This is a genomic window from Pseudomonas flavescens (genome assembly GCF_013408425.1).
In the GTDB taxonomy this organism is placed as follows: domain Bacteria; phylum Pseudomonadota; class Gammaproteobacteria; order Pseudomonadales; family Pseudomonadaceae; genus Aquipseudomonas; species Aquipseudomonas fulva_A.
In genome coordinates this window covers 1,353,905-1,369,154 of record NZ_JACBYV010000001.1, presented here as the reverse complement: position 1 = coordinate 1,369,154, position 15,250 = coordinate 1,353,905, and the positions used below count along the sequence as shown (strand labels likewise).

The following is a 15,250-nucleotide window of genomic DNA, read 5'->3' as shown; positions in this document are numbered from 1 at the left end:
GAATCAGAAACCCCAAAGAATCTGCACGCCCCAGACGAAGAACACGAACATGGCGATGCCACACGTGGCCTGGAACAGAAAACGCACAACGGTGGCCCACTTGCCCAGCGCGGTCTGCGTCAGGTAGTCGGTGGAGATCGTCCACATGCCGACCCAGGCGTGGATGCCCAGCGCGACGAGGGTCAGCAAGCTGAAGATGCGCATTGCGTTATTGGAGAACAGACCATGCCATTCGGCGTAGCCCATGCCTGGATTCAGGACGATGTAGCCCAGCAGAAACAGGACGTAAGCCGCGAGAACGACCGCAGAAACGCGTTGTGCCATCCAGTCATAGAGGCCCGAACGCGAGAAATTCGTGACATTAGTTACCATATCCACACCCCCAGCAGCACGATCAGGATCGCCGATACGACGAGTACGATTTTGGAACCCAGCTTGCCGCCTTCCAGCGTCTCACCGACTCCAGCATCCATGATCAAGTGGCGCACACCGGCCACCAGGTGGTACAGCAGAGCGGACAGAAGTCCCCAGATCACGAACTTGGCCAGCGGGCTGGTCAAGCATTCTTTCACCTGGGCGAAGCCCTCTTCCGATGACAGCGATTTGTCGAGCCCGAACAGCAGCACGGCAATGCCGAGGAAAAGGATCACGCCGGATATACGGTGAAGAATGGACGTGTAAGCAGTGACTGGGAGTTTTATCGTCCGAAGGTCTAAGTTTACAGGTCGTTGGCTATTCACGGCTTTATTATCACACTGAGAGCCCCAGCTATCAGGGCTGAGTTGTCGGGAAGCGCACTGGTCAGGTACCCATCACCCAAGAAGTGACAACTACCAGAATCCGGGCTGTAAGGCCCTTGGCAGTCGGGCGCAGAGTATAGACAGTTAGGTCGCTAATGACAACGCGGACACCTCGACCTTCTACCGATTGCGTCAAGCCCGGAAATGGCGTAAAAGGCCGCGCCCTTTTGTCGCAGGTAGCGCACTCAAACCCTTCTATTGCCTGGGTTTTCGCAAATTGACTTTCAGATTCATAACACTATAGTGATGCGGGCCCTGCGTGGGGGGCCGACTGATGATTCCAAGCATAACTAGGAGGCCAAACATGGCTGACAAAAAAGCGCAGTTGATCATCGAGGGCGCAGCCCCCGTCGAGCTGCCCGTTTTATCCGGCACCGTTGGCCCTGATGTGATCGACGTGCGAAGCCTGACCGCCACGGGCAATTTCACTTTCGACCCCGGTTTCATGTCGACCGCTTCCTGCGAGTCGAAGATCACCTACATTGATGGTGACAAGGGCATCCTGCTGCACCGCGGCTACCCGATCGAGCAACTTGCCGAGAAAGCCGACTACCTGGATACCTGCTACCTGCTGCTCAATGGTGAACTGCCAGACGAAGAGCAGAAAGCCGCCTTCGTCAGCACCATCAAGAACCACACCATGGTTCACGAACAGCTGAAGACCTTCTTCAACGGTTTCCGCCGTGACGCCCACCCGATGGCCGTCATGTGTGGCGTGGTTGGCGCCCTCTCCGCCTTCTATCACGACTCCCTGGACATCAAGAACCCGCAGCACCGCGATATTTCCGCGATGCGCCTGGTCGCCAAGATGCCGACCATCGCCGCCATGGTGTACAAGTACTCCAAGGGCGAACCGATGATGTACCCGCGCAACGACCTGAGCTACGCGGAAAACTTCCTGCACATGATGTTCAACACGCCGTGCGAGACCAAGCCGATCAGCCCGGTGCTGGCCAAGGCGATGGACCGGATCTTCATCCTCCACGCCGACCACGAGCAGAACGCCTCCACCTCCACCGTTCGCCTTGCCGGCTCCTCGGGTGCCAACCCGTTCGCCTGTATCGCTGCCGGTATCGCTGCGCTCTGGGGCCCGGCCCACGGTGGCGCCAACGAAGCGGTTCTGGCGATGCTGGACGAAATCGGTGACGTATCGAACATCGACAAGTTCATCGCCAAGGCCAAGGACAAGGACGATCCGTTCAAGCTCATGGGCTTCGGGCACCGCGTCTACAAGAACTTCGACCCACGCGCCCAGGTCATGAAGCAGACCTGCGATGAAGTACTGGCCGAGCTGGGCATCAATGACCCGCAGCTGGAACTGGCGATGAAGCTCGACGAAATCGCCCGTAACGATCCTTACTTCAAGGAACGTAACCTGTACCCGAACGTCGACTTCTACTCGGGCATCATCCTCAAGGCCATCGGCATTCCGACCAGCATGTTCACCGTGATCTTCGCTCTGGCGCGCACCGTCGGCTGGATCTCGCACTGGAAAGAAATGCTCTCCAGCCCGTACAAGATTGGCCGTCCACGCCAGCTGTACACCGGCCCGACCAAGCGCGATATCAAGTAATCCGCTCGAGCCGAGCAGGCTGTGACAAGAAAGCCCATATCTGCGGATATGGGCTTTTTCATTTCTGTTCCCAAGCACTCAGGCCTTATCATGGCGCCCTGTTTCCGCAACCGGGCCGCTCATGAAATTCGCCATTGCCCTGTTTTCGCCACCTACGGCTCCCTCCTCCCGCCGCGCCCTGCGTTTCGCCGAAGCGGCACTGCAAGGCGGCCACGAGATCGTGCGCCTGTTCTTCTACGCCGAGGGCGTGCACAGCGCCTCGGGTAACGTCATCAGTCCTCAGGATGAAATCGATGTCGCTCGCCAGTGGCGTGCATTCATCGCCGAGCGGCAACTCGACGGCGTGGTGTGCATCGCCGCCGCCCTGCGCCGTGGCGTGCTCGACGAGCAGGAGGCGCGCCGCTACGAACGCCAGGCCGCCAATCTGCCAGCGCCCTGGGTGCTCTCCGGCCTTGGCCAGTTGCATGAGGCGGCGCAACAGGCCGACCGACTGATCTGCTTCGGAGGCGACTGACATGAACCGCTCATTGCTGATCATCAGCCGCAAGGCGCCCTGGCAGGGCCCCGGCGCCCGTGAAGCGCTGGATATCGCCCTGGCTGGTGGTGCCTTCGATCTGCCCATCGGCCTGCTGTTTCTCGATGATGGCGTGCTGCAGCTGGCTCACCGGCAGCAGTCCCAGGCCCTGCAGCAGAAGGACCTGACCGCCAACCTGCAGGCCCTGCCGATGTTCGGTGTCGAAGCGCTGTACGCTTGCAGTCACAGCCTGCAACAACGTGGCCTGCGTGAAACCTCGCTGGAGGTCGAACGCCTGGACAGCGCCGGACTGCGTGACCTCATCGACCGATACGACCAAGTGATCACCCTCTGATGACGACCCTGCACGTACTATCCAGTTCTCCCTACAGCGATGACCGCCTGGGCAGTTGCCTGCGCCTGCTGGGCAACGGCGACGGCCTGCTGCTCTGTGGCGATGCCACCTATGCCAGCCAGCCCGGCACGCTGCACGCGCAGTCGCTGAGCGCCCTGGGCGCGGGGATTGCCCTGTTCGCCCTGCAAGAAGACATCCAGGCCCGCGGCCTGCAGCCTGCCGATGACCTGCAGCAAATCGACTATCCAGGCTTCGTCGCCCTCGCCGCGCGCTTCGACAAGGTCAATAGCTGGCTATGAGCGCCCTGATCGTCAATGACCGCGCCATCGAACTGGACAAGGATGGCTATCTGCTCGATCTTCAGGACTGGTCCAGCGACGTGGCCGCCGCCCTGGCCGAGCGTGAAGCCCTGCCACTGAGCGACGAGCACTGGGAAATTCTCGTGCTGCTGCGCGCCTTCCACGCTGAATTCCAGCTGTCGCCGGCCAATCGCCCGCTGATCAAGTACGTTGCCCTCAAACTGGGCCCGGACAAAGGCAACAGCCTGCATCTCAATCGCCTGTTCAATGGCACTCCTGCCAAACTCGCCGCCAAGCTGGCGGGCCTGCCCAAGCCCACGAATTGCCTATGAACCTGATTACCCCAGCCGAACACCCTTTCGCCCTCTTCGTGCGCATTCTCGGCAAGGGCAAGCGCGGCGCGCGCAACCTGACCCGTGAAGAAGCCCGCGAGGCCATGGGCATGATTCTCGACGACCAGGTCGAAGACACCCAGCTTGGCGCCTTTCTCATGCTTCTGCGCCACAAGGAGGAAAGTGCCGAGGAGATGGCCGGTTTCACCGAAGCGGTACGTGCGCGCCTGCCTGCACCGGCTATCGCCGTCGACTTCGACTGGCCCACCTACGCGGGCAAGAAACGCCACCTGCCCTGGTTCCTGCTGGCTGCCAAGGCCCTGGCCAACAGCGGCCTGCGCATCTTCATGCACGGCGGCGGCGCGCACACCGCCGGGCGCCTGTACAGCGAGCAACTGCTAGGCGAGCTGGCCATACCGCTGTGCAAGGACTGGAACCAGGTCGCGCGAAGTCTGGACGAGCAGAACCTGGCGTTCATGCCTCTGGGCAATTGGATGCCGGCACTGCAGCGCATGATCGACCTGCGCAACGTGCTCGGCCTGCGCTCGCCTATCCACTCCCTGGCTCGCATTCTCAATCCACTGGCGGCACGCTGCGGTCTGCAGAGCATCTTCCATCCGGGCTATCAGGCGGTGCACCGTGAGGCCAGCCAATTGCTGGGTGATCGCGCCATCGTGGTCAAGGGCGATGGCGGCGAAATCGAGCTCAACCCGGACGCCATCTGCCACCTGTACGGCACCGAGGGCGGGGTCAACTGGGACGAGGACTGGCCGATGCTTTCCGAGCGCCGGCATGTCAAACCCGAGCGCCTGGACCCGGCCCACCTGCAAGCCGTATGGCAGGGAGAAGCGGACGATGCCTACGGTCAACTGGCGATCATCGCCACCATGGCCCTGGCCCTACGTGGGCTGGGCCTGCAGCGCAAGGCGGCCTTTGCGGAGGCGGAAGAACGCTGGCAAGCGCGCCACCTATCGAGCCAGCCGATTCGTTGAACCCGGTTTTTACGGCCTGTGTCCATAGCTGACTGGGTAGACTCCAGGCATCGAACGACAGGGGAGTAAACGACATGGGCTTGCTGATCGAAGGCCAATGGCACGACCAATGGTACGACACCGGTGCCGGTGGCCGCTTCAAGCGCGAGAACGCTCAGCGGCGCAACTGGATCACCGCCGACGGCGCGCCCGGCCCCACGGGCGAAGGTGGCTTCGCGGCAGAAGCCGGCCGCTACCACCTGTATGTGTCGCTGGCCTGCCCATGGGCCCATCGCACCCTGATTCTGCGTACCCTCAAGGGCCTCGACGCGCTGATCGAGGTGTCGGTGGTGAGCTGGCTGATGCGCGAGAATGGCTGGACCTTCGACCCCGAGCACGGCTCCAGCGGTGACGCTCTGGATGATTTCGCCTTTCTGCATCAACGCTATACCCGGGACGACCCCGAGTACACCGGGCGGGTCACCGTGCCGCTGTTGTGGGACAAACAGCAGCGACGCATCGTCAGCAACGAGTCGGCGGAGATCATCCGCATGTTCAACTCGGCATTCGATGGGCTGACCGGCAACCATCTGGACTTCTACCCGCAAGCCTTGCGCGCCGATATAGACGCGCTCAATGCGCGCATCTACCCGAGCGTCAACAACGGCGTTTACCTTGCCGGTTTCGCCACCACCCAGGCGGCATACGAAGAAGCCTTCGACGAGCTGTTCCGCGAGTTGTCGGTGCTGGAGACCCGTCTTGGGCAGTCCCGCTACCTGACGGGCGAGCACCTGACCGAGGCCGACTGGCGGCTGTTCACCACCCTGGTGCGTTTCGATGCCGTGTACCACGGCCACTTCAAGTGCAACCTGCGGCGTATCGTCGACTACCCGAACCTCAGCAACTGGCTGCGCGAGCTGTACCAGTGGCCAGGCGTGGCGGCGACCGTGGACATGCGGCACATCCAGCACCATTACTACGCGAGCCACCAGACCATCAACCCCACCGGTGTCGTACCCAAGGGGCCGGCGCTGGACTTCGACGCGCCGCACGATCGAGCGCGCCTGCCGGGCAAGGGCGTATATCGCCACGGGTAATGGTCCAGTAGCCCGGGTCTAGCGCAGCGACAACCGGGATCGACTCACCTGGGGTTCCGGGTTACGCCTGCGGCCAACCCGGGCTACGGATCACGCTTACTCGCCGTCTTCTTCGCGCAACTGCTGATCCCAGCCACCGCCCAGCGCAGCGATCAGCTGAACGCTGGCGGTCAGGCGGCTGCCGAGCAGCGTCAGGCTGTTGCGCTCGTTGCTCAGCGCCGTGGCCTGCACGTTGACCACGCTGTTGTAGTCCACGGTGCCGGCGCGATACTGGTTTTCGATCAGGCGCAGGGATTCGCGTGCGGCATCCAGCGCTTGCGACTGCACCTCGGCCTCGCGGCCCAGTACACGCTGCTGCACCAGGTAATCCTCGACCTCGCGGAAGCTGTCGAGCACTGCTTGGCGATATTGCGCGACGGTCTGGTCGTAAGCGGCCTCGACCCGCTCACTCTCGGCGCTGCGCCGGCCGCCGTCGAACAGCGTCAGGGCCAGCTGCGGCCCCACCGACCAGAAACGATTGGGCAGGTTGACCCAGTCGGCAAAGCTGCTGCCACGGTAACCACCGCTTGCGGACAGCGTGAGGTCCGGGAACCAGGCGGCCTTGGCCACGCCAATCTCGGCATTCGCGGCGATCACCCGTCGTTCGGCGGCGGCCACGTCAGGCCGACGCTCGAGCATCTGCGACGGCACGCTCGCCGGCACCTGCGGCAAGGTCGGCAGGCTTTCGCGGCGGGCGATGCTCACCTCACTGGGCGGCACGCCGATCAGCACGGCAATGGCATGCTCGAGCTGCGCGCGCTGCCATTGCAGGTCGATGGCCTGGGCCTCGGTGCTGCGCAGTTGGGTCAGCGCCTGGGCGACGTCGGAGCGCGGCACGATGCCGGCGCGGTACTGGTTTTCGGTGAGGCGCAGCGAACGCTGGTAGGCCGCCACCGTGGCGTCCAGCAAGCGTTGCTGCTCATCCAGTACACGCAATTGCAGGTAGCTCTGCACCAGCTCGGATTGCAGGCTCAGGCGCATCGCAGCGAGGTCCGCGGCGCTGGCTTCGAACGCCGCACGATTGGATTCCAGGCCCCGACGCAGCTTGCCCCACACATCCAGCTCCCAGCTGGCGTTGAGGCTCAGGTCGTAGTTCTTCGAAATGCTCGCCGAGTTGGAGCCGCCGATGGCAATGCCATCGGAGGTGCGCAGCGTGCTGTCACCACCGCCCTGCCCGGCACGGGTCATGCCGGCACTGGTGGACAGGGTCGGAAAGAAGGCTGCACGACCGCTGCGCAGCAACGCCCGGGCCTGGCGGTACTGGGCCTCGGAGGCGGCCAGATTCTGGTTGGAGACGTTCAGCCGGCCGACCAGCGCATTCAGCTCGCCATCGCCATACAACTCCCACCAGGTGCCGCGCTCGAGCGCGTCGGCAGGCACCGCGGCCTTCCAGCCTTCGGCCTGCTTGAACTGCGCCGGGGTGCTGATTTCCGGACGCTGATAATCCGGCCCGATGGCGCAGCCGGCCAGGGCGACGCTGAGCGCCAGCAGGCCAAGGGTACGGCGGGTTGCATGAGTCATAGAGGCGTTTCCAAAGCGGCATCGGTACGCACGCCACGCCAGCGGTTGACCCGGTGGCGCAGGCGATCGAGATAGAGATAGACCACCGGAGTGGTGTAAAGCGTGAGGATCTGGCTGAGGATCAGGCCACCGACGATGGTGATGCCCAGCGGCTGGCGCATTTCCGAACCCTCGGCGCTGCCGAACATCAGTGGCAAGGCGCCGAGCAAGGCCGCCAGGGTGGTCATCATGATCGGTCGGAAGCGCAGCAGGCAGGCACGACGGATCGAGTCGGCGGGGCTGAGGTGCTCGTTACGCTCCAGCTGCAACGCCAGGTCGACCATCAGAATGGCGTTCTTCTTCACCACCCCGATCAGCAGGAACAGCCCCAGCAGCGAGATCAGGCTGAACTCGGTATTGAGCAGTTGCAGAGCGAGCAAGGCACCCACGCCCGCCGACGGCAACGTCGAGAGGATGGTCAGCGGGTGCACGTAACTCTCGTAGAGGATACCGAGCACGATGTACACCACGACCAGCGACATCAGGATCATCCAGGGCTGATTCTTCTGCGTCTGCTGGAAAGCGCCACCGGTGCCGCCCAGCACACCCTGCACCTCGCTGGGCAGGCTGATGAGCGCCACGGCACGATCGATCGCGGTGGTTGCCTGGTCGAGGCTGACCCCCTCCGCCAGGGAGAAGCCGATGTTTTCCACCGCGAACTGGCCCTGATGGCTGACGCGGTCGTCTTCGAGGCTGCGTTCCCAGTGCGCGATCGCCGACAATGGCACCCGCGCGCCGTCCGCGGTGATCAGCTGGATCTGCGCCAGGGCCTCGGGGCTCTGGGCATAGCGTGGGTTGATCTCCATGACCACGCTGTACTGGTTGAGGCTGTCGTAGATGGTGGAGATCTGCCGCTGGCTGAACGCGTTGTTGAGCACGCCGGTCACCAGACTCATGTCGATGCCCAGGCGTTTGGCCTCGTCACGGTCGACCACCAGACGGATCTGCGGCGCCCCCCCGTCTTCGCTGGCATCGATGTCGGTCAGTTCCGGCAGGGCTCGCAGTGCCTCGCGCACCTTCGGCAACCACTCGCGTAGCGCATCGAGATCGCCGGACATCAGCATGTACTCGTTCTCGGAACTACGCCCCTGGCGCCCGCCGACCTGCAAATCCTGGTCGGGCATGAGGAACATGCGCCCACCCGGAATCTTCGGCGCATTCTTGCGCAAACGATCGATCACCTGCTGGGCGGACAGGTCGCGTTCGTTCATGGGTTTGAGGCGCACGATCATGATCGCGTTGTTGATACCACTGCTGCCGCCGATGAAACCCGCCACGCTCTCAACGGCCGGGTCCGCCAGGATCGAGCGACGATAGGCTTCCATCTTCGGCTGCATGACCTGGAACGACAGGCCGTTGTCGCCCCGAATGAAGCCCATCAACTGGCCGGTATCCTGTTGCGGCATGAAGGTCTTGGGAACGATGACGAACAGGAAGACATTCAGCGCGATGGTCGCGAACAGGCTGATCAGCATCAGCAGGGAATGACGCAACGCCCAGTCCAGGCTGCGCTCGTAGCCGCGCATTATGCGCGCCCCCAAGGCCTGCAGGCGCCCTGCCCGGTGCCCCTGCCGCTCGGGTTCTGGCTTCAGCCAGCGCGCGCAGAGCATCGGCGTGAGGGTCAGCGACACCAGCAGGGAAATGACGATGGCCACCGCCAGGGTAATGGAGAACTCGCGAAACAGCCGCTCGACCAGCCCGCCCATGAACAGGATCGACAGGAATACCGCCACCAGCGAGACGTTCATCGACAACAGCGTGAAACCCACCTCGCGAGATCCCTTGAAGGCCGCGGCCATGGGGGTTTCACCCGCTTCGATGTGCCGGGAAATGTTCTCCAGCACGACGATGGCATCGTCCACCACCAGGCCGGTGGCGATGATCAGCGCCATCAGCGACAGGTTGTTCAGCGAGAACCCCAGCAGGTACATCGCCGCGAACGAGCCGACCAGCGAGACCGGCACTGCCAGCGCGGGAATCAGCGCCGATCGCCAGCGCCCGAGAAAGGCGAAGACCACCAGAATGACCAGCGCCACAGCGATCAGCAGGGTGTGTTCGGCTTCCTTGAGGGTGGCCCGGATCACCGGCGAGCGATCCATCGCCACTTCCAGGTTGGCACTGGCTGGAATCACCCCGCGCAATTCAGGCAGCAGGGCACGGATACCGGCGACGGTTTCGATGATGTTCGCCCCGCTCTGCCGGTTCACCACCACCAGAACGGCCTGTTTGTCGTTGTAGAAGCCGCTGTTGTAACGGTCCTGCACGCCATCGGTGACCTGGGCGACATCACCCAGGCGGATCGCCGCACCGTCCTGGTAGCGGATGATCATCGGCTCGTAGTCGGCGGCGCGCTCCAATTGGTCATTGGCCTGCACCTGCCAGTGGCGCAGCTCGTCCTCCACGGCACCCTTGGGTCGCTTGGCATTGCCGGCAGCGATGGTCGCACGCACGTCGTCCAGCGCCACACCGTACTGATCCAGCAAGCGTGGCTCCAGCGCCACCCGCACGGCAGGCAGCGAGCTGCCGCCGATCTGCACCTCACCGACACCGCTGATCTGCGACAGCTTCTGGCCGACGATGGTCGAGGCGACGTCGTACAACTGGCCCTTGTCGAGCACCGTGGAGGTCAGCGACAACACCATGATCGGTGCCTGGGAGGGATTGATCTTGCGGTAGGTGGGCATGCTGCGCATGCCGCTGGGCAGCAACTCCCGTGAGGCATTGATGGCGGCCTGCACCTCCCGCGCCGCGGCGTTGATATCGCGATCCAGATCGAACTCGATCATGATTCGCGTACTGCCCTGGCTGCTGTTGCTGTTCATCTGGCTGACGCCGGCGATGGCGCCCAGCGAGCGCTCCAGTGGTGTGGCCACCGTGGCCGCCATCACCTGCGGGCTGGCACCGGGCAGGCTGGCCTGCACGGTGATCACCGGAAAGTCCATGTTCGGCAGCGGCGCCACCGGCAGCAGGCCGAAGCTGACACCGCCCAGCAGCATGATGGCCAGGCTCAGCAGCAGGGTCGCTACCGGCCGCCGAATGAAGGGTGCGGACAGATTCATAGCGGCCAGCCACTTGCTTCAAGCGGCCAGTGAGCAGCAAAAGCCAGGCAATGACCCGCCTTCAACCTGTGGCCTGTCGCTTGCAGCTTGCCGCTCATACGGCCACGCCCGCGGCACTGCGGCCACTGACACGCCGTGCCAGGCGGTCGAAGTACAGGTAGATCACCGGCGTGGTGAACAGGGTGAGCACCTGGCTGAGCAGCAGGCCGCCGACCATCACCAGGCCCAGCGGCTGACGCAGCTCGGCGCCCGAGCCCGACGCCAGCATCAACGGGATGGCACCGAACAGCGCCGCCAGGGTCGTCATCAGAATCGGCCGAAAACGCAGCAGCGCCGCCTGATAGATCGCATCGTGAGGGGTCATGCCCTGATGCCGCTCCGCCTCGAGGGCGAAGTCGATCATCATGATGGCGTTCTTCTTGACGATGCCGATCAGCAGGATGATGCCGATGATCGCGATCAGCCCCAGGTCGTTACCGGTCAACAGCAGCGCCAGCAAGGCACCGACGCCTGCCGACGGCAGCGTGGAAAGGATGGTGATCGGGTGGATATAGCTCTCGTAGAGCACGCCGAGCACGATGTACATGGTGACGATCGCCGCCAGGATCAGCAGCAGTGTGGACGACAGCGAGGCGCGGAAGGCCTCGGCGGCGCCCTGGAAGTTCACCTGTACGCTGACCGGCATCTGGATATCCTGCTGCACCCGCTCGATCACCGCCACCGCATCGCCCAGGGCGACGCCGGGGCTGAGGTTGAACGACAGCGTGGCCGCCGGGAACTGGCCGATATGGTTGATCAGCAGGCTCGCCGCCCGCTCCTCGACCTGGGCCAGGGATGACAGCGGTACCTGACCACCTTCGGCGGTCGCGACGTGGATCTGGCGCAAGGCCGCCGGCCCGATGCTGCCGCCATCGGCGCTTTCCAGCACCACCCTGTACTGGCTGGCCTGGGTGTAGATGGTGGAAATCTGCCGCTGGCCGAAGGCGTCGTAGAGCGCATCGTCGATTGCCGCGACGCTGACGCCAAGACGCCCGGCCAGATCGCGGTCGATCTTCAGATACGCCTGCAGGCCACGGCTCTGCAGGTCGCTGGTGACGTCACTGAGCTCGGGTTGCTGACGCAGCGCCTCGACCAGCTTGTTCGACCAGGTTTCCAGCATCTCGGGGTCCGGGGACTCCACGCTGAACTGGAACTGGGTGCGGCTGACCCGATCCTCGATGCTCAGATCCTGCACCGGCTGCAGGAACAGCTCGATGCCGCTCAGTTTGGCCAGTTCCGGACGCAACCGCTCGATCACCTGAGCGGCGCTGAGGTCACGTTCGGCGTGGGGCTTGAGGTTGATCAGCATGCGCCCGCTGTTCAGGGTCGGATTGTCCCCGTCCACACCGATGTAGGAAGACAGGCTGGTAACCGCTGGATCCTTGAGGATCACGTCGGCCAGGCGTTGCTGACGCTCGCTCATGGCCGAGAAGGAAATCGACTGAGGTGCCTCGGAAATGCCCTGGATCACCCCGGTGTCCTGCACCGGGAAAAACCCCTTGGGCACGGCCAGGTAGAGCACCACCGTGAGCGCCATGGTTCCAATGGCCACCAGCAGGGTCAGCGGCTGATGGCGCAGCACCCAGCGCAGGCCAACCGAGTAGCGTTCGATCATGCGATCGATGACCGCGCCGCTGACCTTGTAGAACCGCCCCTGCTCCGCCTCCGGTTCGTGCCTGAGCAGACGCGCGCACATCATGGGCGTCAGGGTCAGGGAAATCACCAGAGAGATGAGGATGGCCACCGCCAGGGTGATGGCGAATTCGCGGAACAGCCGCCCCACGACATCGGCCATGAACAGCAGCGGGATCAGCACGGCAATCAGCGACAGGGTCAGCGAGACCAGGGTGAAACCGATCTGCCTGGCGCCCTTGAGGGCGGCGTTTAGCGGGGTTTCGCCATCCTCGAGATGGCGCGCGATGTTCTCCAGCATGACGATGGCATCGTCGACCACGAAGCCGGTGGCGATGGTCAGCGCCATCAGCGTCAGGTTGTTGACCGTGAAACCGGCCAGGTACATCACGCCGAAGGTACCGATCAGCGACAGCGGCACCACCACCGAAGGAATCAGCGTCGCCGACACCTTGCGCAGGAACAGGAAGGTGACCATCACCACCAGGGCGATGGCCAGCATCAGCTCGTGCTGCACATCGCGCACCGCGGCACGGATGGTCTGGGTGCGGTCGGTGAGCACCGTCACCTCGACACTGGCCGGCAGGCCCTGGGTCAGGTGAGGCAGCATGGTCTGAATGCGATCCACCACGTCGATGACGTTGGCGCCGGGCTGGCGCTGCACATTGACCAACACCGCCGCATTGCGATTGGCCCAGGCCGCAAGGCGCTGGTTTTCCGCGCCGTCGACGATCGACGCGACATCACGCAGGCGCAGCGCGCCTCCGTTGGCATAGGCGAGAATCAGGTCGCGGTATTCGTCGGCCGAGCGCAGCTGATCGTTGGCATCGAGCTGGGTGACCCGGGTCGGGCCGTCGAAATTGCCCTTGGGCTGATTGACGTTGCTGGCGGTGATCAGCGTGCGCACGTCGGACAGATTGAGGCCATAGGCCGCCAGCGCCTCGGGATTGACGCGAATGCGCACGGCCGGACGCTGACCACCGGCCAGGGAGACCAGGCCGACACCGGTGGTCTGTGCCAGTTTTTGCGCCAGCCGGGTGTCAACCAGATCGTTGACCTGGGGCAGCGGCAACTCTTTGGAGGTCACCGCCAGGGTCAGCACCGGGGTGTCGGCCGGGTTGACCTTGTTGTACACCGGCGGCGCCGGCAAGTCGTTGGGCAGCAGGTTGGTGGCGCCGTTGATCGCCGCCTGCACTTCCTGCTCGGCCACATCCAGCTGCACTTCCAGATTGAAGCGCAGGGTGATCACCGAAGCGCCACCGGAACTGGTCGACGACATCTGCTGCAACCCGGCCATCTGGCCGAACTGACGCTCCAGGGGCGCCGTCACCGCGCTGGTCATCACATCCGGGCTGGCGCCCGGATACAGGGTCATCACGCGAATGGTCGGGTAGTCGACCTCGGGTAGCGCGGAAACGGGCAGCAGCCGGTAGGCGATCACCCCACTGAGGAAGATCGCCAGCATGATCAGGGTGGTGGCGACCGGTCGCAGGATGAACAGGCGGGAGACGTTCATGAAGCGGTACGCACCCGCGGTGCATTTTCTTCGGTGGCAGAAGGCTCGCGCGTGCCCTCACCGATCACCTCGACCTTGTTGCCGTCACGCAGGCGATCGGTACCTTCGACCACCACTCGCTCGTCGGCGGCCACGCCGTCTTCGATCACCGAGAACTCGCCGTCGCTCGGGCCGACCTTGACCTGGCGAACCTGCACCTTGTCTTCGCCGTCGATGGCGTAGACGAAGGTGCCATTGGCGCCGAATTGCAGCGCTGCGACCGGCACCAGCAGAGCGTTCTGGCGCACGGAAACCTGCAAGCGGGTATTCACGAACTGGTTGGGGAACAGCATTTCCTCGGCGTTCTCGAAGCGCGCCTTGAGCTTGACCGTGCCGGTGGTGGTGTCGATCTGGTTGTCCAGGCTCTCCAGCACGCCGTCGGCCAGCTTGTTGTTATCACCGCGATCCCAGGCCTGTACCACCAGTTCGCGGTCCTTGCGCACCTGGGCGAGTACGGCCGGCAGTTCGGCCTCGGGCAGCGTGAAGGTGACGGAAATCGGCAGCGTCTGGGTGATCACCACGATGGGATTGGTATCGCCGGAGTTCACCAGATTGCCCTGATCGACCTGACGGATACCCAGGCGGCCATCGATGGGCGCGCGTACCTTGGTGAAGTCCAGGTTGAGCTTGGCCTCGGCCACCGAACCCTGATTGTTCTGCAGCGTGCCGCGGTACTGGTTGACCAGCGCCTCCTGGGTGTCCAGGGTCTGCCGGGCAATGGAATCTTCGGCGAACAGGCCGCGATACAGGGCCAGATCCTTCTCGGCATTGCGCAGTTGTGCCTGGTTCTCCGCCAGCGTGCCCTGAGCCTGCTGCAGCGCGATCTCGAACGGCCGCGGGTCGATCTGCGCCAGCACGTCGCCGGCCTTGACCGGCTGCCCGTCCTTGAACAGCACCTTGACCAACTGGCCATCCACCCGGCTGCGCACATTGGCGGTGTTGTAGGCGGTAACCGTACCCAGGGCTTTCAGGACGATGGGAAAGTCCCGCGACTCGACATGAGCGATGCGCACCGGCACGTTATTGAAGCCCCAGCCCATGTCGTCTTCCGGTGCCGGTTCGGCCGGCCAGAACCACCAGATCAATACGATGACAGCCGTCAGCAGGAGCAGACCGATGAACCACTGACGTGTCGAGGATGGAGCATTGCGCGGTGTATTTACTTCGGACATGGGCCAATCGCTTCCTTGGGGAGCGTGAACGATAAGCACTGTAAGGCCCGAAGCAAAGCCTCTTTACGGGCTATTTACCTCCAGAAGTGGGTTTAGAGGAAGAAATGCACTGGAAATTGCGCGCGGCAGCAGCCGGACGAGCGTGATGCGCGCTGTTCTGGATGTATTGCCTGGTATTACCTGGCGCGACGGACGCCAGGCTCTGTCGACCTTCCGGCAAGCCCCTGGGACGGACACCAGAGCGTCACAGGCC

Annotated in this window: 13 protein-coding genes; 7 read left to right on the top strand and 6 right to left on the bottom strand. The window is 63.6% G+C overall.

The features are described from left to right. Window positions 1-3: 3 nt before the first annotated feature. Together sdhD and sdhC are read right to left on the bottom strand one after the other, a co-directional pair. Window positions 4-372 (bottom strand): succinate dehydrogenase, hydrophobic membrane anchor protein, encoded by a 369-nt coding sequence (gene sdhD, locus FHR27_RS06005; RefSeq protein ID WP_042553719.1) that lies wholly within the window; start codon window positions 370-372, stop codon window positions 4-6. Continuing rightward, window positions 366-740, bottom strand: coding sequence for a succinate dehydrogenase, cytochrome b556 subunit (gene sdhC / locus FHR27_RS06000; RefSeq protein ID WP_042553720.1), 375 nt, complete (start codon window positions 738-740; stop codon window positions 366-368). The genes sdhD and sdhC overlap by 7 nt, the downstream gene beginning before the upstream one ends. A gap of 364 nt (window positions 741-1,104) precedes the next feature. On the opposite strand from sdhC, the gene gltA reads away from it, so the two are divergent. From gltA to FHR27_RS05965, 7 genes are all read left to right on the top strand, one after another. Beyond that, window positions 1,105-2,373, top strand: a complete 1,269-nt coding sequence (gltA, locus tag FHR27_RS05995; protein WP_042553721.1) for a citrate synthase — start codon at window positions 1,105-1,107, stop codon at window positions 2,371-2,373. 121 nt (window positions 2,374-2,494) lie between these two features. Next, window positions 2,495-2,887: a sulfurtransferase complex subunit TusD gene (gene tusD / locus FHR27_RS05990; RefSeq protein WP_179538065.1), complete on the top strand. Its 393-nt coding sequence runs from the start codon at window positions 2,495-2,497 to the stop codon at window positions 2,885-2,887. 1 nt (window position 2,888) lies between these two features. After that, window positions 2,889-3,242, top strand: coding sequence for a sulfurtransferase complex subunit TusC (tusC, locus tag FHR27_RS05985; RefSeq protein ID WP_042553723.1), 354 nt, complete (start codon window positions 2,889-2,891; stop codon window positions 3,240-3,242). Continuing rightward, a complete protein-coding gene (tusB, locus tag FHR27_RS05980; protein ID WP_042553724.1) occupies window positions 3,242-3,541 on the top strand; it encodes a sulfurtransferase complex subunit TusB in 300 nt (99 codons plus the stop codon). Before tusC ends, tusB begins: the two co-directional genes overlap by 1 nt. Further along, window positions 3,538-3,873, top strand: coding sequence for a TusE/DsrC/DsvC family sulfur relay protein (locus FHR27_RS05975; RefSeq protein WP_179538064.1), 336 nt, complete (start codon window positions 3,538-3,540; stop codon window positions 3,871-3,873). The genes tusB and FHR27_RS05975 overlap by 4 nt, the downstream gene beginning before the upstream one ends. Next, window positions 3,870-4,865, top strand: a complete 996-nt coding sequence (locus tag FHR27_RS05970) for a glycosyl transferase family protein (RefSeq protein WP_179538063.1) — start codon at window positions 3,870-3,872, stop codon at window positions 4,863-4,865. Before FHR27_RS05975 ends, FHR27_RS05970 begins: the two co-directional genes overlap by 4 nt. A gap of 74 nt (window positions 4,866-4,939) precedes the next feature. Next, window positions 4,940-5,941: a glutathione S-transferase family protein gene (locus FHR27_RS05965; RefSeq protein ID WP_179538062.1), complete on the top strand. Its 1,002-nt coding sequence runs from the start codon at window positions 4,940-4,942 to the stop codon at window positions 5,939-5,941. 96 nt (window positions 5,942-6,037) lie between these two features. Here the strand turns inward: FHR27_RS05965 and FHR27_RS05960 are convergent, their stop codons facing one another. From FHR27_RS05960 to FHR27_RS05945, 4 genes are all read right to left on the bottom strand, one after another. Next, the gene (locus tag FHR27_RS05960; RefSeq protein WP_042553728.1) at window positions 6,038-7,501 is read right to left on the bottom strand and encodes an efflux transporter outer membrane subunit; all 1,464 of its coding nucleotides are present in this window, start codon (window positions 7,499-7,501) and stop codon (window positions 6,038-6,040) included. Beyond that, window positions 7,498-10,599 (bottom strand): efflux RND transporter permease subunit, encoded by a 3,102-nt coding sequence (locus tag FHR27_RS05955; RefSeq protein ID WP_179538061.1) that lies wholly within the window; start codon window positions 10,597-10,599, stop codon window positions 7,498-7,500. The genes FHR27_RS05960 and FHR27_RS05955 overlap by 4 nt, the downstream gene beginning before the upstream one ends. Before the next feature lie 94 nt (window positions 10,600-10,693). Further along, window positions 10,694-13,786, bottom strand: a complete 3,093-nt coding sequence (locus FHR27_RS05950) for an MdtB/MuxB family multidrug efflux RND transporter permease subunit (protein ID WP_179538060.1) — start codon at window positions 13,784-13,786, stop codon at window positions 10,694-10,696. Beyond that, a complete protein-coding gene (locus tag FHR27_RS05945; RefSeq protein WP_042553731.1) occupies window positions 13,783-14,997 on the bottom strand; it encodes an MdtA/MuxA family multidrug efflux RND transporter periplasmic adaptor subunit in 1,215 nt (404 codons plus the stop codon). Before FHR27_RS05945 ends, FHR27_RS05950 begins: the two co-directional genes overlap by 4 nt. Window positions 14,998-15,250: the final 253 nt, after the last annotated feature.